We start from the raw sequence: 21,035 nt of genomic DNA on the forward strand, positions 1-21,035 counted from the left end.
TAGATGCGTGTGTTTTTAGGTACTTAATTATATAAAACATCCGTCCACTTGAGTATGTCCGGCATACGCAGCCGATGACTAAGTAAAACTAATTATTCGCTAATAATAAAAGCGAATAGGTGCACTTTATGTCACCGTTGAAGGCTAACGTAAATAATTCAATCACCCTACATAGAACGACAATGAATAAAGGAAAAGGTATGAGCACGGACTTGCGTCAACAATGTAATTTGCTGCTTTCTGGCCACTTCGATCCAACACCAGCCCAAACCTTCGCGCAAATGGCTGAATGGTGCGAAACACATGATGTGGCGCACGACACCTATGGTGATGGCGATTTTATTGAGAGTTTTGAAAACAAAGTGGCTGATTTGCTCGGCTATGAGGCCGCCGTGTTTGTGATTACTGGCACAATGAATCAACCGACAGCGTTAGAGATTGCTTGCCAAGAAAAAAGAAACCCAGTAGTGGCGATGCACGAATCCAGCCATATTATGCGCCATGAACGCCAAGGGTATCAGCTCCAAAATCGCTTCAACGTGCTTCCAGTCGGCAACGTTTTTCGCACTTGGACTGTTGATGACCTGAAGGCGTGGCCAGATGAAATCGCGGCGGCGCTGTATGAGTTGCCCATGCGAGAAATTGGCGGTCAATTACCTGAATGGGAAGAGCTTGAAGCGATCAAGCAGTACTGCAAAGAACAATCGATCCACCTTCATATGGATGGTGCGCGTTTGTGGCGCGTATTATCAAAAGTCATACAGTGAGATTTCTAAGGGTTTCGGTAGTGCTTACGTTTCACTGTATAAAGGTCTCAATGGTCTTGGCGGTTCGTTGCTGCTAGGCGATAAAGCCTTTGTAGCGAAAGCATCTGCGTGGATGAAGCGTCAAGGTGGCAATGTTTATCATCGAACGCCTTATGTGGTTTCAGCTGCAATGCAGTTTGATGAGCGATTAGAACTGATGCCTGCTTTATACGAACGCACCAAACAGGTTTATCAAATCCTACAAGATTACCCTCAGTTCAAAGTGAACCCGCAGCAACCCCAAGTAAACATGCTTCACCTCTATTTACCCGTGAGTTTTGAGGATGGCATTATCCTGCGCGACAATATAGCTAAGAAGCATAAGATTTGGATAGGAAATCCAGCGATTAGCGAATTGCCAAACCAATGTAAAATTGAGTGGTATGTAGGGGATAACTTATTAAATCTGCCTGATCATGAGTTGATCGACATTCTTGATTTGATTAACGAAGAGCTGATTTGATTACAGAAGAGCTGACTGCGGAAGAAATGATCTAGTGGAAATGGATACAGACCGTTGGTCCGGTATCCATTTATGCAGCTAGGATGACGGTTCTGTTACATATACTGGTTGATGTAGACGTCGACTAGGAACATGAATACTGGAACTGTGCTTAGAAGTCCGAAGAAGACGATAGGCACCCAATTCTTCATTTTCTTTTTAGGTTGCTCTGTATTGTTCATAGATTCGGCCTTAAATTCGTTGTTGAGTCGGTGCTTAGGTGATAACTGAATGGTATCAAATAAATTCAAATTGCCCTATGCGGATTTGGCGTTTCGTGGCGTGTATCAATCACATAAAATGTAAGTGATTCATAAACGGTTCATAAAGGTTCAACAATAATGAACCTATTACAACAATCAATGCCTTACTCGGCATATTAAATAAACAGCATTCAAAGATTTGGAGAATACAGAATGAAAACAATAGGAAACATCATTTGGTTTCTGTTCGGTGGCGTATTTATGGGGCTAGCTTGGTGGTTCTTCGGACTGCTCGCATTCCTAACCATCGTTGGTATTCCATGGGGCAGAGCATGTTTTGTTATGGGTAACTTCTCATTCTTCCCATTTGGTCAGGAAGCAATTTCTCGTGATGAGCTGACCAATGAAATGGACATTGGCACGAGTCCGCTAGGTGTGATTGGTAACATTATTTGGTTCTTGTTTGCGGGTATCTGGCTGGCTATTGGTCACATCATGTCAGCTGTGGCTTGTTTCATTACCATCATCGGTATTCCGTTCGCGATTCAACACCTTAAACTAGCGGTTATCTCGTTGGCGCCAATCGGTAAGACGGTTGTCGATAAACGTGAAGCAGAAGCGGCACGAGTGAGAAACTATAAAGGTTAAGGCTTCAATTTGAGCTTTATAGAATTGAAAAGCACATCGCATGATGTGCTTTTTTTGTGCTTCTGTTTTTATCTCTCGATGCTCATATCACAAACAATAACTAAACGTGCTTGAGCTAGACATTGTTAAACAGGACTTCAAGCCGAAGGGTGATGTTCGCTTCTTCGGTATGTTTCTCATTGGGCTCTCGTTCCCATTGATAACGAGGAATGAGTTCGTAGAACAGCCACTCTTTCCATACATTTTGTCGGTAGGTAATCGAAACTTGAGCGTATTCGTAATGATTATAAGGCTCATCTGTTGCATTAATCGTGGCGCTATATTGCAGCGCCTGGTCTTGAGAAAGGTAGTGATACAAGGTTAATCCCGTACCATAGTTCCAACCTTTAAGATCGTCGTTGTACCCCGCAAAGCTTGACCATCGAGCCAAGAAATCATCACTTAAGGAAAGATCAAAATCGATGTCAGTGATTTCGCCAGTCTCTTGTTTTTCTTGATATACACGCTGGGTAAGTCTGAATACCGCATCGGTTGTGAGAGGGTAGGTAAAACGATAGCGAGCTTCGATACGCGGTCGTAATGTTGCCTTAATATTGAAGCTGCTATATCCCTTGGCATAGGCGTCGTAACGCAGACCAAGTGCACTTTCTAATTCCTCAGAATCTTGTGGGAAGAAATCCAAGAACTCTTCATCGCTAACCGATTCATAAATCAATTTGAGGCGTTTGCTAACAAAGGGTAAATGCAAGCGTGCGTTGAGCTTGGTTGAGTAATCTACATCACCACCTTCTGAATAGATGAAATCATTGTACCAACGCACCGAGGTCCCAGCTCTAGCATCTTCCGTAATACGGTCATCAACAAAGAAGCTATCGAACCAGATTGCGGGCTGACAAAACCTGCTGTTTAGGAAGTGATAGGCTTTCTCGACACGTGTGTCTTCCAGCGGCTGGCTGTGACACTCGTCCTTTTCCTCCGCGAGGGCAGAGTGGGTAGCGAGTGATGCCAATAATGAAGTGCTAACTATCCAACGACTCAATGGAACCTATATGTCATTTATATATCAATAGGTTGACTATAACCAAGCAATTTAAACAATGCGAACTTTTCATCACGAGATGTCGCCGTTAAATCTTGTGAGGCCAAATAGGAAAGGTGGTATTAGTTAGTAGGGTCTGGTTGACCTAAATTAGCAGGGAAGGTTTAGTTTAGGATGAGAAAACGGGCTCTTAAAGAGCCCGTTGTACGTATCGTTTTTGTATATATTTCTAGATTACATTGCTGCTTCGAAAATCGCAGAAATTTCTTCGTGAGTCGCTTGTTTAGGGTTTGTGAAACCACAAGCGTCTTTCAGTGCGTTGTCAGACAGAGTTGGGATGTCTTCGAGCTTAGCACCAAGTTGCGCGATACCCGTTGGGATGTTCACGTCGTTTGCAAGTTGAACAATCGCATTGATAGCCGCTTCTGCACCTTGCTCTGCTGTCATGCCTTCCACATTCACACCCATTGCTTTTGCAACATCACGAAGACGCTCAGGACAAACTTGCGCATTGTAGCGTTGAACGTGTGGTAGCAAGATAGCGTTACATACACCGTGTGGAAGGTCGTAGAAACCACCCAGTTGGTGCGCCATTGCATGAACGTAACCCAGTGACGCGTTGTTGAACGCCATGCCAGCCATGAATTGTGCGTAAGCCATTTGCTCACGCGCTTCAATGTCTTCGCCGTGTGACACTGCAGTTCTTAGGTGCGCTTGGACAAGTTCAATCGCTTTAATCGCTACAGCGTCTGTGATTGGTGTTGCTGCGATAGAAACGTAAGCCTCGATTGCGTGGGTTAGCGCATCCATACCGGTTGCAGCTGTTAGTGACGCAGGCTTAGCAAGCATCAACTCAGGATCGTTTACTGAGATAAGTGGTGTTGTGTGCTTGTCAACGATTGCCATTTTAATGTGACGTTCCTCATCAGTGATGATGCAGAAGCGTGTCATTTCTGATGCTGTACCAGCCGTAGTGTTGATTGCGATAAGAGGCATCATTGGCTTTTCAGATTGGTCTACGCCTTCATAGTCTGCAATCTTGCCGCCGTTAGAAGCAACCAGAGCAATGCCTTTTGCACAGTCGTGTGGAGAACCGCCACCTAGAGAAACAACGAAATCACAATCGTTGTCAGTTAGTAATTCAAGACCATCGTTAACGTTCGTGATGGTTGGGTTTGGTTGAGTGCCATCGAATACAACTGCGTCTACGCCGCGCTGGCTAAGAAGGTCTTGTACCTGCTTAACTACACCAATTTGATTCAAGATCTTATCAGTTACGATCAGACCTTTTTTAAAGCCTTGAGACTGAATACTATCAGCAGCATCCTTCAGACAGCCAGTACCCATGAAGTTGATTGTAGGGATGTAAAATGCAGTAGACATTGGAAAACTCCGTTAATTATGATTTTTAATTTCCTACATGTTGTCGGCATTCAAGTGGTCGACCATTGATCTGGAACAACTTTGAATTCGAACTACCACTTTGTGGCTAGTCGTTGTGATAGGGCTCATATAGCAATCGTTTTCATGGTTTTTGGCTGTGTTGATTGTCAGTAATAGATCGCGATAAATCGACTAAATTAGAGACAGTATGGAGCTCTATAACAATGAAAAATAAGGTTTTTCATTGAAAACTCTTCTAGTTAGGCTGGTGTCGACGTTTTATCTGAGTCATCGCTGCATTCAATTTCAGGTTCTTGTGACTCTTCAGAATCAAGCGTGTCTTCTGACTCCTCGTCATAGTATTTGACAAGAAAAGGGGTAAGCATGACAGACGATGGTAAAAAGTGCTTCATAGTACCTCCCGGTACCTAAGTGTATTTATTGTATGGTATTGGTTTAATATGTGGCAAAATTTGCGATACATCATGACTTGTGGCTTGTTTTCTATAAATTATTAGAACTATATTCAGGCTCACAAAATTGGTAGTAGAATGAACATCTGGTCTTTGAGCCAATGAACAACTAAAGATAAACGCAGCTCAACAGCGTGATTAATAGGAAATAAAATGAAGTACGACTGGATATTCTTTGATGCAGATGAAACCTTGTTCCATTTTGATGCTTATCAGGGAATGAAGCTGATGTTTTCTCGTTTTGGTGTGGACTTCAACGAACAGGATTATTCCTTTTATCAAGAAGTTAACCTACCACTATGGGTAGACTATCAAGATGGTCGCATTACGGCCGATCAACTGAAACACACGCGCTTCGAAAGCTGGGCTGAGAAATTAGAGACAACAACCGCTGCTTTAAACAGTGCATTCTTAACAGCGATGGCGGATATCTGCTCTTTATTACCGGGTGCACAAGAGTTGATGGAGTCTTTAAAAGGCAAAGTGAACATGGGCATCATCACTAACGGTTTTACAGAGCTGCAGTCAATTCGTTTAGAGCGTACAGGAATGACGGATTACTTTGAGCACGTGATAATTTCTGAAGAGGTTGGGGTAGCCAAACCGGATGCACAAATTTTTGAATATGCCCATAAGCTGATCGGGTTACCATCTAAGCAACGAGTATTGATAGTCGGAGATAACCCACATTCCGATATTCTAGGCGGATTAGATTTTGGTATTGAAACCTGTTGGTTAAATAGTCAAGAAAAGGCAGCGCCAGCCGGAATTAACCCTCATTATCAGGTTAAGTCTCTGGCTGACCTGCAAGCTCTTTTACTAGCATAATTGCTAATTGCTAATTGCTTTTAGATTTTTGAGTGAATGATTGATAGCCGAGTACAGTTATGTGCTCGGCTACTTATTTTTACTTACTGCAACTTATCGATAGTGGCGTTTAAGCCTACCTTTGCTTTAAGCTCGCTTTGATTACCCCATTACAATAAAAATAAGGAAGAGGCGTGCTGAAATCTCATCGCCATAGCTGCTACGGCATTGCTGCCATTTTACTTTGGAGCTGCTTAATCGCGCTGTCTCGTAGCGTATCAGAACAACTGGGCCCAATTGGTGGCGCCGCCAGTCTTTATACAGTGAGCTCACTGTTGTTGGTCTGTGTTATGGGGTTACCTAAGCTGTCGCGCTTTTCTAAGTCATACCTGTTGATTGGTGGTGCTCTGTTCGTTTGTTATGAGATCTTCTTAGCTCTGGCTTTAGGGATGGCAAACAACCGACATCAAGCCTTGGAAATGGCCGTTATCAACTACTTATGGCCTGCATTGACGGTGTTGTTCGCGGTATTGCTCAGTGATAAAAAGATTAACTGGTTGGTTTACCCAAGTATTTTCTTAGCCTTCTTTGGTGTGGCTTGGAGTATCAGTGGCGATCAGGGGCTTTCTGTTGATCAAATCGCTGCCAATATTGCCACCAACCCTAAAACCTATTCAATGGCGTTTTTCGGCGCGATTATTTGGGCGGTCTACTGTAATTACACTCAGAAAGTGGCGAAAGGACAGAATGCGATCGTGCTGTTCTTTATCGCGACTGCAATCACCTTGTGGATCAAATACGCAGTGAGTAACGAAACCGGCATGGTGATGACAACCAGTGCTGCAATTGACTTAGTGTTAGCCGGTGTGTGTATGGGCGCAGGTTACGCACTTTGGAATACCGCGATACTTGGCGGCAATATGGTCTTCCTAGCGACCATGTCCTATTTCACGCCTATTTTTGCGACCTTACTGTCTTCTATGATTTTGGGGTTGTCACTGAGCATGACGTTTTGGCAAGGCGTTTGTATGGTGACGATTGGCTCTTTAGCTTGCTGGTGGGTAACCAGAGACAAAAAGCCGACGGTTACGGCGTCGGCTTCTAAAAAGGTTCAATCAGAGTCTTAGTTAACCAGAGGTTGATGGGTTAACTCTTGTTTTTTTTAACTCTCGATTCTTAACTCGCGATATTGAGATTCAATTGAAGCTCATAAGGCATCTTCGATAAGCGTCGCTTTAGTTGGCGGCGCGTACGTTCAATATCATCAACCGCAATTGCATCTTGGTCATTGGTATGAATATCAACGTTGATTCTTAGCTCAGGACCAACCTTAGTTACGCCCATTAGCTCTAAATCTTGATCCGCTTCTTTGTCTACCGCGACAACGTTTTTATCTACCGCATCACAAATGTCTTTGGTTGCCGACATCATCAGTAGTTCACGCATCGCTTCTCGTAACATGTCGAATGGCACTTTGATGAAGTAGAAAGACATCAGCAACATCATCATTGGGTCGGCATATACTGCGTATGATGCAAGAGGTGAGAATGTCATTGCCCACGCTACGACGAAACCAGCCGTTACCGCGACACTCAATAGTGTATCCATCTGCCACTGTTTAGATTCCGCTTGAATAAGACCTGAAGAGATACGTTTGCTCTTATTCGCGATGTACCACCAAGCATAACCACAGCCCAACACGTTGAAAATACCAAACAGAGTTGCGATAGAAGCATCGACCTCACGACCGCCTGTCATCAAGGCACCAATCGCAGAGTAAAGCGAATAACCAACCACAAGTAGAATCACCACGGCTTTAATCGCAATCACAATCGGTTCGATGATAGCTCGACCGAACGGAAACTCTCTATCTGAAGGGCGGTTAATGTATTTTGAAGCAGCTAGTGACAATAAAGTTAACAGTAAGCTGATAAGAGAATAGACACCGTCAAATACTATGACCAGAGAGCCAACGATAAGACCCAACACCAATCCGCCAATAGCGAAGCCTGATGCTAAAAGGGCTGAGAACAATAGTACTCGGTTTTCGTTTTGGCTTTTCCTGTCACACATAATATTTTCCAGATGTTTTTGATAACTTCATTGTTCTAATAATGAGCTAACTTTACAAACCTTATCTGATGACGTTTATATGTACTATTTAATTAGTTCATTTAAATCATTGTAATTCAGTGGTTTAGGTTGATTTTTAGGTGTCAATAAAGTTGACGATGACTGTTTTCTAAGGGATGTGTGCAACTGAGAATAGATGGTTTATGATTAATGAAATATATCAGTCATCAGTGTCGCACAGCTTTGTGAGCTCAATGTTTACATAAACTTAAGCATATCGATAAAGGGAACGCTAGCATTCGAATACGTCGCGTAAATCGTTCAGTTGTAACTGTATGACATCTGGGTCAAGGAGTGGATAAATATGAAGTTTGATAACCTCAATGACAGCGAGTTATGGGAGGTTGCTACGCCTATCATGGATAACTTGATGGAAGGTTCAACCAAGGTTGACCATGCTCAACACTGCCGAGATTTTACGCAGCGAATGAAGGATATCGTTACGCCAGAATATTTAGAAAAGGTGTGTCACCATTATCAGCACAGTAATGGTTTTTTTGCTGAACGGGAGCAAGTTGCGCTATTTAGACGCTCAGATTCCATCGCCTTTGTATGGAAACAAGCGTACACCATTGCAAAAGGCGAGTTTGTAGCCGAAATGGTGTTGGTTGAAGAAGACGGGCGTTACTTGGTTGATCACGTGATGGTTTTCTAGAGCAAGACTTAGGTATGGAGTAAAAGTCGTCCGTCTAGAAATCAAACAAGTAATCACTAAGCTGGTCGGCCAACCAATTCATTCCAGGGTGTTCTGCCATGCCCGCTGCAGTGAACATACAGTAGTCTTCTTGCGTTAAGCCGTAGGTGTGTTTGATCACGGCTAGCTCTTGTTCACGCAATAAATGGCGAATCAATGGCTCTGGCATTACACCCCACGCCTCTTCACGTAAAATTGTATCCAACATAAAGTCGAAGCTAGAGAAGCCGATGTAACGGCGAGAGAAGGGCTCAAGCTCAGGGTTGTCCTTTTCATTTAAATAAACCATGGTAGCTTGCATAGAATTTCTTAACACCTCATCAGAGACACGTCGCATCGCGCTCAGATCATGCCCTTTTTTGCACACAGACATCATTCGAATCTTACCAAGAGGGTTGTAGATAATTCTAGGGTCATCGACACGTTCATAATCTACACCAAATGCAAAATCGACTTGCTGAGTTTCGACCAGGTTGGCTAAGTCACCACTAGATGCGAGAACAAAATTGAATGAGGTAGAAGGGTACTTGTTATTTAAGGTGTGAGATAAGTCCTGCCACATTTCGTCAGGTAGGGAGTCGTCTCGTGCAATCCAAATTTCCGCGTTAAACTCCCCCGAAACATGCAAGCAGGTTTGCTTAATACGAGCAGCAGTCACCAATAGGCCTTCGCAATCCTTGTAAATCGCTTTGCCTGCTTCAGAAAGTTCAACGTGGTTTCCGCTACGTACAAACAACTCGACATCTAACTCTTTTTCCAAGGCTTTAATCGACATGCTGAGTTTGGTTCGGTTGCATTCTAACTGGCGTGCGGCTTCAGAAACTGATCCTAAATCAGCAACGGAACAAAAGGCTTGGACTTGAGAAAGGTTCATTTCATTTCCATATTAAGCGGGGGTTGGTGCATATTATCTGAATATTGTGCTGACTATCTTAGAAATAGTCCATCTTTGCATGATAACTCTATGACGAATTGACTAATTTGGTTTACTCTGTGGGGGTTCCGAACCTACAAGAAGTAAAGATGGAGGCCATGATGGCGAAACAATGGGACGAGTACGCCGTTGATTGGGATAAAGATCCCGCGACCGCAGTATTCGCACAGTCCGTATTTGACCAGTTAACACAGCTCGTTGATTTAAACGGAACCCGTGTCCTTGATTTTGGTTGTGGTACAGGACTACTCAGCCAGAAGATATCTCCTTTAGCAAAAGAGATCATTGCACTTGATATCTCCGAAGGGATGATTGAAGAGTTAGATAAGAAAGAGCTACCTAACGTTGAACCGGTTGTTGATATTTTATCGCGCGGACTTGCAGCGCAGCATCCAGCATTCAGAAACCAGTTTGATCTAGTGGTAGCCTCTTCGGTGTGTGGTTTTATCCCTAATCTACAAGACACAGTCAGTCTTATTTACACGCTGCTTGAGAATGACGGCACGTTTGTACACTGGGATTGGTACTTAGAAAACGATAGTGAAGACTATGGCGTAAGCCGACAGCGCTCAGAGAATGTATTGAGTGCAGCGGGCTTTGCAGTGGTTGAAGTCTCTACACCGTTCTCGATTGACACTCCACAAGGAGCGTTAAAGGTGTTGATGGGTGTTGGACGCAAGCAAGCGCTTCCTCACCTGTAATCGTTCGTAGCTTGAGTTAGCATTTAGAATACTCATTTAAAAGACTAAACCCACATTAACGACTTTAAGGTCAGTTATGTGGGTTTTGTCTTTTAGGCGGTATACTTTCCACTAATGCTAAATCTTTATTAACTCTTCTTGTCCTTTATTCTTTATCTTTCGTGTACATCCCATATATTTCCATTTTGGAAATATATCATTGCATACATTTCACTAGTGGAAATCTAATGGCCAGATATAGAATAAGCCCATAACAATATCAAGGGTTTAATCATGAGCCACCAATCTGCTTCTCCACAACTTTCAGAGCAACAACAACGCTTTAGCAATATCATTTCAGATGCCAACCTGTCACCAAAACAGAAGTCGAGCTATCTTGCCCTAGAAGCTGAAGCTAGCCTGCCGTATATGTCGGTAAGCAATGAAGTAGAGCAAGCCTTACAACAAGGTGTGCTGTGTGACATGTTCGAAGGCCATGCACCATTTAAGCCGCGCTATGTGCTTCCCGATTATTCTAAATACTTACATCAAGGCTCAAAGTATTTAGAGCTTAGCGCGGCAACTAATTTCGATGAAGCATTGAACATGCTCACCATCCTCTACCACCACGTGCCATCCGTAACATCAATTCCGGTTTATTTAGGTCAGTTGGATGATGTGTTGATGCCTTTCGTTGCCGAGTTAACGGAAGGTCAGCTTTATCAAAAGCTTAAGCTGTTCTGGATCATGCTGGACCGCACACTACCAGATGCGTTTATGCATGTGAATATCGGGCCAACAGACAATGTTATCTGCCGTACTATTTTACGTGTCGATGCTGAACTTAAGCAGATTGCCCCTAACTTGACCTTTATGTATGACCCCGCCGTGACGCCTGATGATCTGCTTCGTCATGCGGCGAGCAACATCTGTGAATGCAGTAAGCCACACATTGCCAACTACCCAGCGCATGCTGCGGCTTATGGTGATAAACGATTTGGTATTGTGAGTTGCTACAACTCACTGCCTTTAGCTGGTGGTTCTAACACTTTAGTACGTATGAACCTTAAGCAGGTAGCATTGAAGTCTGAAGACAGTGCTGATTTTTTGCAGCAAGTGCTACCAAACTACAGCGCTATCATGGTTGAGCTTATGAATGCGCGTAGCCGATTCTTACATGAAGAATCTAACTTTTTTGAGGGTTTCTTAACCCAAGAAGGCTTGATTGAAGAAGACCGTTTTGCGCCAATGTTCGGCATCTACGGTATGGCTGAAGCCGTGAACATCTTGATGGAGAAAGAAGGCCAAGCAGGACGCTATGGTCACGATGAACAGGCTAATCAGCTTGGCCATCGTATCTCTGAAAAGCTGGCTGAGATCGTTGAAAGATCTGAAGTGAAGTATGGGTTAGAAGGTAAAGCTCTGCTGCATGCTCAAGGCGGTATTAGCTTAGATGAAGATGCGACGCCGGGTGTTCGTATTCCTTATGGTACCGAACCGGATCCAGTCTCTTACGTTCGTGCTACCGCTGGTCACCATAAGTTCTACACCTCGGGCATCAGTGACATTCTGACCATCGACGAAACAGTGAAATCTAACCCTGAAGCGATGTTTAACTTGTGTAAAGGTGCGATTCAAGCGGGTTACCGTGAGTTCACGGCTAACGTGGCATCAAACGATTTGGTTCGTGTGACGGGTTACATGATTAAGCTGTCTGACATTGCAAAATACGACGAGCAAGGCTCACGCACCAATACCACCTTCTTAGGTGCTGAAGCTGCGAAGAACACGGGCATACTAGAGCGTAAACCACGCGTGGTGAGCTTAGAGATGTCGCCGACATACGAATAGCTTTAACGTGCGTGCGTGCGTTATGTGTATGGTGCGTTTCGAATGCGAACAATGTGAATTATGAAAATTTCTGATCTAACAACTCAAATGGCTAGGGTTAAAAATAATAAGACAGAAAAACAAGCGAAGGTCAGCCGTGTGCTGACCTTTTCTTGTGTTGATGGCCCGGGAAACCGCTTAGTGCTGTTTCTTCAGGGCTGTAACTTTGACTGTATTACTTGCCACAACCCCCACACAATCAATCACTGTAACCATTGTGGTGACTGCGTTAGCGGCTGTCCTAGTGGCGCTTTGAGCAGTGTTGAAGGCAAAGTAAAATGGGATCCAGTTGCTTGCACCAATTGCGACCAATGCATCGATATCTGCGATCATAAATCGAGCCCGAAAATTACCACAATGACGGTCTCAGAGGTGCTTGAACTCGTTAGACATAATCAGTTTTTCTTAAGTGGCATTACTGTTTCTGGCGGTGAAGCGACCATGCAGTTGCCGTTTATCATCGAACTGTTTCAAGCGATTAAACGTGATCCGCAGTTAGCGTATCTCACGTGTTTTATTGATAGTAATGGCTCGCTGTCACTTCAAGGGTGGGGCAAGGTATTGCCTTATCTTGATGGCGCGATGATAGACCTAAAATCATGGCAATCGGAAACACATCAATGGTTAGTAGGCAGAGGTAATCATAGGGTGTTTGAGACCATCAAATACTTAGCTGATAAAGGGAGGTTACACGAGGTTAGGTTGCTGCATATACCGAACAAAAGCGACCTTGAGGACGAAATTGAACAGGTGGGGCGTTATTTAAAGGTGCTGCCAAGTGATGTTCGAATTCGACTCAATGCGTTTCAACATCACGGCGTGATTGGCGAAGCGCTAGATTGGCGAAAGTGTACAGAGCAACAAATGCAGAGCTTTTACGATAAGCTCTACGCCATAGTTCAAAGACCGATGCAAACCCCTGAGGTTTATACCTAATATCTTTAGATAATCAATTATGAAAAGACTTAGGTTTCTACTAAGAGCATTCAGTTTCCAAAAACAGGTCACACAACCATTTGATCGCCTGATCATTCATGTTCGGCTTGTTCCACACTAAGCTATAAGCCACTTTACCGTAATCAAAGGGAAGTGGCTTGCTCACTAAACCATGCGCTTGTTTTGCATGTTCGGCCCACTGTTTAGAGCAGGTGAATAGGAAAGGGGTGTGATGACACAACACTGCCGCTGCGCCGAAATCCGCTACTGATATTGCCATCTCTCTTGGCTTATAGCATTGAACCAAGTTTTGCTCAAAATAAGGCTGAGACAGTTCGTTATCTAAAATTCCAATGTGCTTGTAATCTAAGTAGCCTTCAATCGTCAGCTCTTGCTGAGCAAGAGGGTGGTGTGCACCCATTAAACAAACCATCTCATCTGGAAGAATCGTCTCCCAAACCAGCTCTTTATTATCGGTCGGCGGTTGAGATATATCATGGGGTAATAAGATCAAGTTGACCTTGCCGCTGAGCAAAGCATCGAAGCCGAGCTGTTGCTTTGAATAGATGTTGAGTTTGGCTTTTGGCGCGAGTTTAGTGGTGATTTTGCTTATCTTAGACGCGAACACCTCGAAGGTACTTTCACGCATCGAAAGTGAAAAGCTGCCTTGATACTCATCAGGAGCAAAACTCTTCTGATGAAGCAATCCATTCATACTAGAAAGAATTGCGTGAACCGTTGGAGCGACTTGCAGTGCAAAGGGCGTTGGGATGAGCTTAGTACCATCTCGATAGAACAGCTCATCGTTAAGGATCTCACGAAGTTGAGACAGAGTCTTACTCACACTTGAAGGACTGACACAGAGCTGCTCAGAGGTTTGAGTCACGCTATGAGTGTTCAGCATAATATGCAGCGCAGTGAGGTGCTTAAGGCTCACCCTCGATAAGTGTAAGTAATCCATTTATGACTCACGTATTGAGATTGGCTTGTGATTTTGCATGAACGACAAAACCGAACAAGCCAAATTGTATAAAGGTTATTTACGAGCTAGCTTATGGTGCGCTCGTGAAAAGTGGCCTGCGCAAAATGCGCCTACGATTGATAGCTCACCCGCCAAACACAGTGCAGCACAAACTTCAGCGAGAGCTTGTGATTTACCGTTGCCATGCAGGCCAAGTAAATCTAAACAGGCTTTTTGACTTGGTAAGCCGGTACCACCGCCGACAGTCCCTACCATTAAGTTAGGCAGTGTCACGCTAGCGTATAAACCGCCTTCTTTGTTGAGTTCCATACGCGTCATACCAATCGCTGACTCAGCGACACAGGCCGCGTCTTGGCCGCAAGCGATATAAAGTGCCGCCAGCGCATTCGCATAATGAGCATTGATACCGATAGTACCACTCAAAGCGCCACCGACTGTGGTCATTTGACCAAATTGGACCATCTTCTCTGGCGTCGTATGTAGGTATTTCGCGACAAGCTCTGCAGGAATATTCACTTCTGCCGTTACCTTTTTACCACGAACGCTGCGTAAGGTTTGGGTATTGGCTTTCTTATCGCCTGACAAGTTGCCATCAAGGAACGCATGGTCGGGCTTCACTGGAGTATTTTCTATGATGTACTCAAATACAGCATTGGTAGCAATGGTCACCATGTTCTGACCAGAAGCGTCTCCGGTTAGAAATTCAAACACCAAGTAAACGTGGTTACCTTCGATGTTGATGTTGATGTCGGTAAGTTTGCCGTGCGAAGTTGTCGATTCTGCCAAGATCTTGAACTGGTCATACTGGGTAACTGCCCAAGCCACAAACTGTCCGGCTTCAACTAAGCCTTGGAATGCAAACCCAGGAGTGCGTGTTACCCCTTCATTGAGCAACATTGCACTTGCCCCACCACATGCGGTGATCAGTTTTGAGCCGCGGTTATAAGATGCGACAAGCGCTGCTTCGGTGGTTGCAAGTGGTACGAGGTAATCACCCGTAGCAAACAGGCCATTAACTCTTAGTGGGCCAGATACACCAACAGGGACTTTAACCGTGCCAATAAAGTGCTCAATGTTTTTCTCATAAGCTTGGATCTGGCTTTGTGTATGAGGGTCGAGCAGTTCTTGCTGTGAATCTGCATTATCGAGAGCTGTCCAACGACGTGTGAGATTCTTTTCTGTCAGGTAGGGGCTAGGTGTCAGCTTATTTGCTGGCTTTTCAAAATGAGGCTGAAGCTTTTTTTCTAATTCGTCTGCGGAGATGTCGCCTCCTAAAATAGAAACATAGTCACGGCGATGCAGATTTAGTTTTGGCATAAATAGTATGAAGTAAAGTTTGTGCAGCAAATTGGTTTGCGCTGATTCTACCGAGTAATAAACCAGAAACAAGCGCCTGATATAATGAGTTACAGTTTGTGTGGTTGTTGAAGCAAAAAGCAGCGAAGTTTCACGAAATATAGGCTGTATTTGAGTGAAATTTAGATATGAATGTCGAGAAGGCTACCGATAGCTTCGTTTTGACGATCAACCACACTCGCACCAATGCGGTTATAACTTGCGCTCTGTGTCAGTTTTATTAGGGCATCAGTTGAGGATGAAGTAGGCTCAGGTTCTTTGTCTTTAAACGAAATGGATTGCTCTGGCTCTATTTGATTAAAGCTGAAATCACTAGTTTGGAAAGCGTCGTCGGATTCTAAGGAGTGTTTAGAGGCTTGATTAAGCTCGATTGCGGCTTCTTCAGCCATGTTGGTTGACTGCTGAATAATGGCGTAACCAGATTGAATACCAGATATCGACATAACAGAACCTTTTATTGACGTATGAAATGAGTCTAGGTGGACGATATTTTGAGCGCAATGGTGAACAGATGAAATTTACGGTGAAAATGTGAACTTAAGCTAAAATAGTGACGTCTGTCTATTAACTGAACAGGTCATTTAGTGCGTTTAACTCTTCATCAGTTAGCACAGAAGGTTGGTCTGTTTCAAGATTACCGTCGATCGCGCCTTGAAGCGCTTTCAATTGCTGTGGACTAAGAAGCTGTATTTGTTGCTTAAATGCTTCAAATTGCTGTGTATTCATATTGTGACCTTAGTTCAAATTTATATGCTCTATAGAGCATAGCCTACTGATACAGGAAATCAAACAAGATTAAGTGAATATTAAATGATGTTTGAAGTTTCCTAAAACTAGGACAACTATAAATTTATGTGGTCGTTTTTTGTCCGAGAAATGTTAGGCAAAGTTATGGCTTGGTCAATCAAAGTCAGAAAATTCCTACAATGTAAAATCTCTTTAACCCTTATGGAGTAAGGCTAAGCAAGTAGTTGCTCTATCAAGGTTGGGGTTTTGATAGAGCAATATATAAAAACATCTAGCGATCAAAATCTGAGCAGTTCCTCTATCTTTTTGTTTTTACGGTATTTTGTTTGTTACTCAAGATACTTCCGTTTCAAACGGTTTATCTATCTTAACCTTAACCGCAAATTTGGTCGCTAAGGTATGCAGTTCTGGTAGCATTCTATAGATCAAATGTAGCTGCTGTAGGACCATTCTGACAGAGCTCTCATCTTCTTCACGCCATTCACTCAAACGTTTATCAAGCTCAGGGTCGTAAGCATTTTTCACTTCACATTGTTCTTGGTGGGAGTAGAGCTGATCATTTAGAGCATCTAGGTGCTCGTGTATTACTCTGTGTGCATCAAGAACTAGCTTATGCGTGGCTTCGTCATCGATACGCGTTCTGTGTGCTCCCAAAGCTGAGATATAGCTAAGTAGGGCATGATTGAGTGTTAGGAATCGGAAGCTCTCATCTTCAGATGTACGGTACTTGCCTGGCTCAACCAACATGCTACTGATCGCGGCAGTCAGATTTGCATCGTTATTGTGTGCACTACGACGAGCGATACGATAGTTGAGGCTGTCTTTCTTGCCTACGCGGTATTGGCCAATGATCTGAGCGAGATAGTTTTTATTGGAATCGAGCGCATCCGCCATTACTTTGTGCAGTCGCTTCGATTGCCAATCCGGCAATACATAAATGACAGCAAGTACGGCGAGGGCACAGCCAATAAAGGTATCCGCTAGTCTTGGTAGAACGACTGCGTAGCCTTCTCCTAACTGGTTAAAGCAGAAGAGCACAAGCAGTGTGATAAAACCGGTCGCGAAGCCGTAGTTATTGATTCTGAACGCAAAGAACATCACGCCACTGATCACAATGAACACCAACTGGCTCTCTTGGGAAGGGAAGAAAGTCAGTAGCGGTACGCCAATCAATAGGCCTGCAACCGTGCCTATAACACGGGCAGTTAGCTTTTGGCGGGTAGCGCTATAGTTAGGTTGGCAAACAAACAGTGTTGTTAGCAGGATCCAATAACCACGCTCAATATTAAACCCTTGGATGATTCCGTAGCCGAGTGTCAGCGTGATCGCCATACGAATCGCATGACGAAACAGCATGGAGTCGGTATGCAGGTTGGCTTTGATTTTATGCCACATTGCCGTCAACGTGTGTGGGTTTGTGTCGTCTAATACACCTTCTTCAATCTTCTCTGCATCTGGGTTACTGATATTTGAGAGCTGTTTTTCAACCGTTGCCAGGTTATTGAATAAGTAATCCAATTGGTTTAACAGCGATTTCCACTCGGGCTTGTTCTGTTGGTGTAGATGGTTAAGTGAAGACATAAGCTCATCAAGTGCCAGTACAGATTTATCACCATGTTGGTATTCCGCACCAACCTTTAATGAGCTCGCCACTTCTTTACAGGCTGTGGCTTGGGCTTCGAGTAGGTATTTAAAACGGAACAACACGTCAGAGCGTTCAAAGTGTTTTGCCAGCTCTTGATAGCGATAATGGCTTGAGCTTACGCGTTCATGAATATCTTGTGCGATGAAGTAAGTATTTAGGAATCGGTCACTTGGTCCATCAATGTGCCCGCGTTTAGAGCGATTAAGCAGCGTCGCTTTACACATGTTGAGTGCGTTAACAGTACTAGCGTTGAGCTTGGCTTCAATGATTCGGTGTGGTTGAGGAATTAAATCTGAAACGGGATAAAATAGTTCCGCTTTTGAATCAATGTAATTGCCGATTTGATCAAATACCGTAGCTAGGTTTTGCTGCACGGGCTGCATTGGCCATACTATCTGCCAAATCATCGACATAAAGTAGTACCAAGCGGCGCCAGTTAACAGTAAAAGTGGCTGAAACCAAAGGTTGGTACTCTCGTGGGCACCGAGCATGGTATAGATAGCAACTAAGAGAGAACCAAACGCGATACTCGCGTATTTGGGGCCAATTGCCCCGAGTATGATAAAAGAGAAGGTTGAAACGAAAAGCCCTAACGCGAATAACCAAGGCGTATCGAAGAGAATCTCGATAGAGAAAGCCGCAACGGCGAAACAGATAAAGGTCAGTGTGAGTGCTTTTAAACGCCCAGTAAAGCTGTCATCACTTTCAGCAAGAGCCGCAGCAATAACACCTAAAATCAAAGGAGTGATCAGTGTGTTTTGTTCATAATACCAAGCAGGAACCACAACACCGAGCAGAGTGATGAGAATTAATACGCTGTAATTTATGGTTTTGTTCGCCCAATAGAGGCGTAATTTGGCTGAGAAGTCCACAGTTGCTCGCTTGACACACTAAAAACCATAATCCTAACAGAAATCAAGCACAAGAATTTGATACTTATCCATAATTGCCCTTAGGTGGTCATGAATGCGTCGATAAGATGTGAGATATTATTAATTCTCATTGCATCATGATATAAATTCAATATTCCTAATTAAGAGCACACTCCAATGCAGCTAAGCGCTAACAAGACTGCACAATTTTTTATTCAAAATGAATATCATCAGGTTGAACTTGATGGCCCACGCTTGCTGTTATCTTCAGTAGGCAGTGAAGAGCGTATTCCGTTTACTATTTGGAGTGGCAAGATCGCGATCAAACGCGGATTGTTTTGGGGATCGCTGCAATTCTTTGCTAATCAACAAGATGGAAAACAGCGCAGTTGGTTGGTACAAGGCCTACCTTGGGATCAATGTCGTCAATTTGCACGTGCGTCAGTTGCCGCTTATCAGAAGTGGCATGACACCCAATGTGAACAATTGGCTGAACACGTTCCTCAATGGGAAGCTGAATTAACTCGTTTAGAGCAATTGCCAGCTTTCCTCCCGCATTCTAAGGTCAACACTTGGGTCGATATGGTCAACGCTGGTTTAGAAAGCATGACTATGACTCTGGATGAAGCCGCGCAGCGTATGCCAAACCGCATCGCGAGAATACAGCCATGGTTATCTGAAACGGAAATCAAGCAAGCTGAAAGAAACCAGCAATGGCTAGAGACCGAGCGAAAAAACTGGGAAGTGTTGTTTGCACAATGTGAATCGTCACCACTAAACTTATCACAGCAATATGCGGTGTTGATGAATGATGATCACAACCTTATTTTAGCAGGCGCAGGCTCGGGTAAAACCAGTGTTCTGACGGCTCGCGTCGCGTATTTACTGCAAAGCCATCAAGCTCAAGCTGAAGAGTTGTTATTGCTCGCCTTTGGTCGAGAAGCAGCTGAAGAGATGAAGCAGCGCCTCGACAGTAAAATTGGTTTATCAGCAGAGAAGGTACAAGTCAGCACCTTCCACCAGTTGGGTTTAAAGATCCTCAATCAGGTAGAGCCTGAACGCGTGGTTATTTCTCCGTTAGCACTTGATGATAACCAACGTCAGGCGTGGTGTATTGATTGGTTGAAAAAGCACTGGATGACGCCGACTAACTTCAAACGTTGGCAGAAGCACTTGTCTAAATGGCCAATTGCTTACTTAACCGGTGACGATGAGCTAGGTAGTCATGTTTCAAACCTCAAACTGATTGGTTGGCTTGAAAAGCAGCTTGAACAGTTGAATGCATCGGGTTTATCGAAGAAAGAAGTACAACAACAGCTGATTGATCACCGAGACTATACGCGCCTCAACAGCGAGCTTTCACTGTGTTGGCCATGTGTGACGGCTTGGCAAAAAGAACTGAAAGAACAGAATCATATCGACTTCTCAATCATGATCAGTCGAGCGACTCAGTATGTCGAGAAAGGCAAATTTATTTCTCCTTGGAAATTCATCATGATCGATGAGTACCAAGACATCTCTCCAGATCGCCTTGCCTTGGTTGAAGCACTTTGTAATCAGTCGAAAGCTGAGCATCAAGCCTCTATTTTTGCGGTAGGCGATGACTGGCAGTCTATTTATCAGTTTGCGGGGGCGGATGTTGATTTGACCACCGGCTTTAAAGGTCGATTTGAAAGCTCGACCATTCATCACCTCGATACCACTTACCGCTTTAACAATCAGTTAGGTGCGGTTGCCAATCGCTTTGTACAAGAAAACCCGATTCAGATTCCGAAAGAACTTAACAGCTTCAAGCAACAGAAACAGAAGGCGGTGTACAGTGCGCCAAGCAAAGAAGTTGAGAAGATCCTTGATCAATTGAACCGCCAAGCTAAAGGCAAAACCAACAAGTCTGTGCTGCTACTTGGACGTAACCATTACCACAAACCAGAGTTGTTGGAAGACTGGAAGAAGATCTTCACCTCCATTGATATCAAGTTCATGACTTGCCACGGCAGTAAAGGTAAAGAGGCGGACTTTGTCATTATTCTTTGTGTTGACGAAGGACAGTTCCCGACCAAGAAGAAACAGCTGCATGTTGATGGCGCATTGACCGAATCATCAGACGCGTTCCCTTATGCGGAAGAGCGTCGTTTGTTTTACGTAGCAATGACGCGAGCGAAAGAGAAAGTGTGGATTACGCACAGTGGCGACGGGTCTGGCTTTGTGCAAGAGCTGCATGGTTCTGATTACCCAGTGGTTCGTAAGAAGTAACCGCTTAGATTAGGTGTAGACTAAGGGCTCAAGTTGCTTTCGCTGTATTTTA

The 21,035-nt window shown here is 44.0% G+C and carries 19 protein-coding genes and 1 pseudogene; 9 read left to right on the plus strand and 11 right to left on the minus strand.

The window, feature by feature from the left end:
• Positions 1-200: 200 nt before the first annotated feature.
• Positions 201-1,269 (plus strand): annotated as a pseudogene (locus tag FTW16_RS03805) (threonine aldolase family protein).
• 95 nt (positions 1,270-1,364) lie between these two features.
• On the opposite strand, the gene FTW16_RS24675 reads toward FTW16_RS03805, so the two are convergent.
• Positions 1,365-1,490 carry a hypothetical protein gene (locus FTW16_RS24675; protein ID WP_017060906.1) on the minus strand — a complete coding sequence of 42 codons (126 nt, stop codon included), beginning with the start codon at positions 1,488-1,490 and terminating at the stop codon, positions 1,365-1,367.
• Between the two features lie 234 nt (positions 1,491-1,724).
• Here FTW16_RS24675 and FTW16_RS03810 point away from each other — a divergent pair, with 234 nt between their 5' ends.
• The gene (locus FTW16_RS03810; RefSeq protein ID WP_032544929.1) at positions 1,725-2,159 is read left to right on the plus strand and encodes a YccF domain-containing protein; all 435 of its coding nucleotides are present in this window, start codon (positions 1,725-1,727) and stop codon (positions 2,157-2,159) included.
• A gap of 115 nt (positions 2,160-2,274) precedes the next feature.
• On the opposite strand, the gene FTW16_RS03815 is transcribed toward FTW16_RS03810, so the two are convergent.
• The 3 genes from FTW16_RS03815 to FTW16_RS24440 form a co-directional block, all read right to left on the minus strand.
• Positions 2,275-3,198: a hypothetical protein gene (locus tag FTW16_RS03815; protein ID WP_146490109.1), complete on the minus strand. Its 924-nt coding sequence runs from the start codon at positions 3,196-3,198 to the stop codon at positions 2,275-2,277.
• Positions 3,199-3,432: 234 nt separating this feature from the next.
• Positions 3,433-4,581, minus strand: a complete 1,149-nt coding sequence (gene yiaY / locus FTW16_RS03820; RefSeq protein WP_146490110.1) for an L-threonine dehydrogenase — start codon at positions 4,579-4,581, stop codon at positions 3,433-3,435.
• 260 nt (positions 4,582-4,841) lie between these two features.
• Positions 4,842-4,994, minus strand: coding sequence for a hypothetical protein (locus FTW16_RS24440; protein WP_017060903.1), 153 nt, complete (start codon positions 4,992-4,994; stop codon positions 4,842-4,844).
• Between the two features lie 213 nt (positions 4,995-5,207).
• Here FTW16_RS24440 and yjjG point away from each other — a divergent pair, with 213 nt between their 5' ends.
• Together yjjG and yddG are read left to right on the plus strand one after the other, a co-directional pair.
• A complete protein-coding gene (gene yjjG / locus FTW16_RS03825) occupies positions 5,208-5,882 on the plus strand; it encodes a pyrimidine 5'-nucleotidase (protein WP_146490111.1) in 675 nt (224 codons plus the stop codon).
• 173 nt (positions 5,883-6,055) lie between these two features.
• The gene (gene yddG, locus FTW16_RS03830) at positions 6,056-6,988 is read left to right on the plus strand and encodes an aromatic amino acid DMT transporter YddG (RefSeq protein WP_146490112.1); all 933 of its coding nucleotides are present in this window, start codon (positions 6,056-6,058) and stop codon (positions 6,986-6,988) included.
• Positions 6,989-7,037: 49 nt separating this feature from the next.
• Here the strand turns inward: yddG and FTW16_RS03835 are convergent, their stop codons facing one another.
• Positions 7,038-7,934, minus strand: coding sequence for a cation diffusion facilitator family transporter (locus FTW16_RS03835; RefSeq protein ID WP_017629660.1), 897 nt, complete (start codon positions 7,932-7,934; stop codon positions 7,038-7,040).
• Between the two features lie 364 nt (positions 7,935-8,298).
• On the opposite strand from FTW16_RS03835, the gene FTW16_RS03840 reads away from it, so the two are divergent.
• Positions 8,299-8,649, plus strand: a complete 351-nt coding sequence (locus tag FTW16_RS03840; RefSeq protein ID WP_146490113.1) for a hypothetical protein — start codon at positions 8,299-8,301, stop codon at positions 8,647-8,649.
• Between the two features lie 34 nt (positions 8,650-8,683).
• On the opposite strand, the gene FTW16_RS03845 is transcribed toward FTW16_RS03840, so the two are convergent.
• A complete protein-coding gene (locus FTW16_RS03845) occupies positions 8,684-9,562 on the minus strand; it encodes a LysR family transcriptional regulator (protein ID WP_146490114.1) in 879 nt (292 codons plus the stop codon).
• Between the two features lie 161 nt (positions 9,563-9,723).
• Here FTW16_RS03845 and FTW16_RS03850 point away from each other — a divergent pair, with 161 nt between their 5' ends.
• The 3 genes from FTW16_RS03850 to FTW16_RS03860 all read left to right on the plus strand — a co-directional run bounded on the left by FTW16_RS03850 (position 9,724) and on the right by FTW16_RS03860 (position 13,128).
• Positions 9,724-10,323, plus strand: a complete 600-nt coding sequence (locus tag FTW16_RS03850) for a class I SAM-dependent DNA methyltransferase (protein ID WP_060981529.1) — start codon at positions 9,724-9,726, stop codon at positions 10,321-10,323.
• Positions 10,324-10,596: 273 nt separating this feature from the next.
• The gene (locus FTW16_RS03855) at positions 10,597-12,153 is read left to right on the plus strand and encodes a YjjI family glycine radical enzyme (protein WP_146490115.1); all 1,557 of its coding nucleotides are present in this window, start codon (positions 10,597-10,599) and stop codon (positions 12,151-12,153) included.
• Positions 12,154-12,213: 60 nt separating this feature from the next.
• Complete coding sequence (locus FTW16_RS03860; RefSeq protein WP_146490116.1) at positions 12,214-13,128, plus strand: YjjW family glycine radical enzyme activase; 915 nt, start codon at positions 12,214-12,216, stop codon at positions 13,126-13,128.
• Between the two features lie 40 nt (positions 13,129-13,168).
• On the opposite strand, the gene FTW16_RS03865 is transcribed toward FTW16_RS03860, so the two are convergent.
• The 5 genes from FTW16_RS03865 to yccS all read right to left on the minus strand — a co-directional run bounded on the left by FTW16_RS03865 (position 13,169) and on the right by yccS (position 18,730).
• Positions 13,169-14,089 carry a LysR family transcriptional regulator gene (locus tag FTW16_RS03865; RefSeq protein ID WP_146490117.1) on the minus strand — a complete coding sequence of 307 codons (921 nt, stop codon included), beginning with the start codon at positions 14,087-14,089 and terminating at the stop codon, positions 13,169-13,171.
• A gap of 75 nt (positions 14,090-14,164) precedes the next feature.
• A complete protein-coding gene (locus tag FTW16_RS03870; RefSeq protein ID WP_146490118.1) occupies positions 14,165-15,427 on the minus strand; it encodes a hydroxymethylglutaryl-CoA reductase in 1,263 nt (420 codons plus the stop codon).
• Positions 15,428-15,588: 161 nt separating this feature from the next.
• Positions 15,589-15,909, minus strand: coding sequence for a hypothetical protein (locus FTW16_RS03875; protein WP_060981525.1), 321 nt, complete (start codon positions 15,907-15,909; stop codon positions 15,589-15,591).
• 121 nt (positions 15,910-16,030) lie between these two features.
• Positions 16,031-16,192: a hypothetical protein gene (locus tag FTW16_RS24445; RefSeq protein ID WP_186728023.1), complete on the minus strand. Its 162-nt coding sequence runs from the start codon at positions 16,190-16,192 to the stop codon at positions 16,031-16,033.
• Positions 16,193-16,546: 354 nt separating this feature from the next.
• Complete coding sequence (gene yccS / locus FTW16_RS03880; RefSeq protein WP_052880058.1) at positions 16,547-18,730, minus strand: YccS family putative transporter; 2,184 nt, start codon at positions 18,728-18,730, stop codon at positions 16,547-16,549.
• A gap of 177 nt (positions 18,731-18,907) precedes the next feature.
• Between yccS and helD the strand changes: the two genes are divergently transcribed.
• Complete coding sequence (gene helD / locus FTW16_RS03885) at positions 18,908-20,983, plus strand: DNA helicase IV (RefSeq protein WP_146490119.1); 2,076 nt, start codon at positions 18,908-18,910, stop codon at positions 20,981-20,983.
• Positions 20,984-21,035: the final 52 nt, after the last annotated feature.

It is taken from the genome of Vibrio sp. T20 (assembly GCF_007858795.1).
GTDB lineage: Bacteria > Pseudomonadota > Gammaproteobacteria > Enterobacterales > Vibrionaceae > Vibrio > Vibrio satsumensis.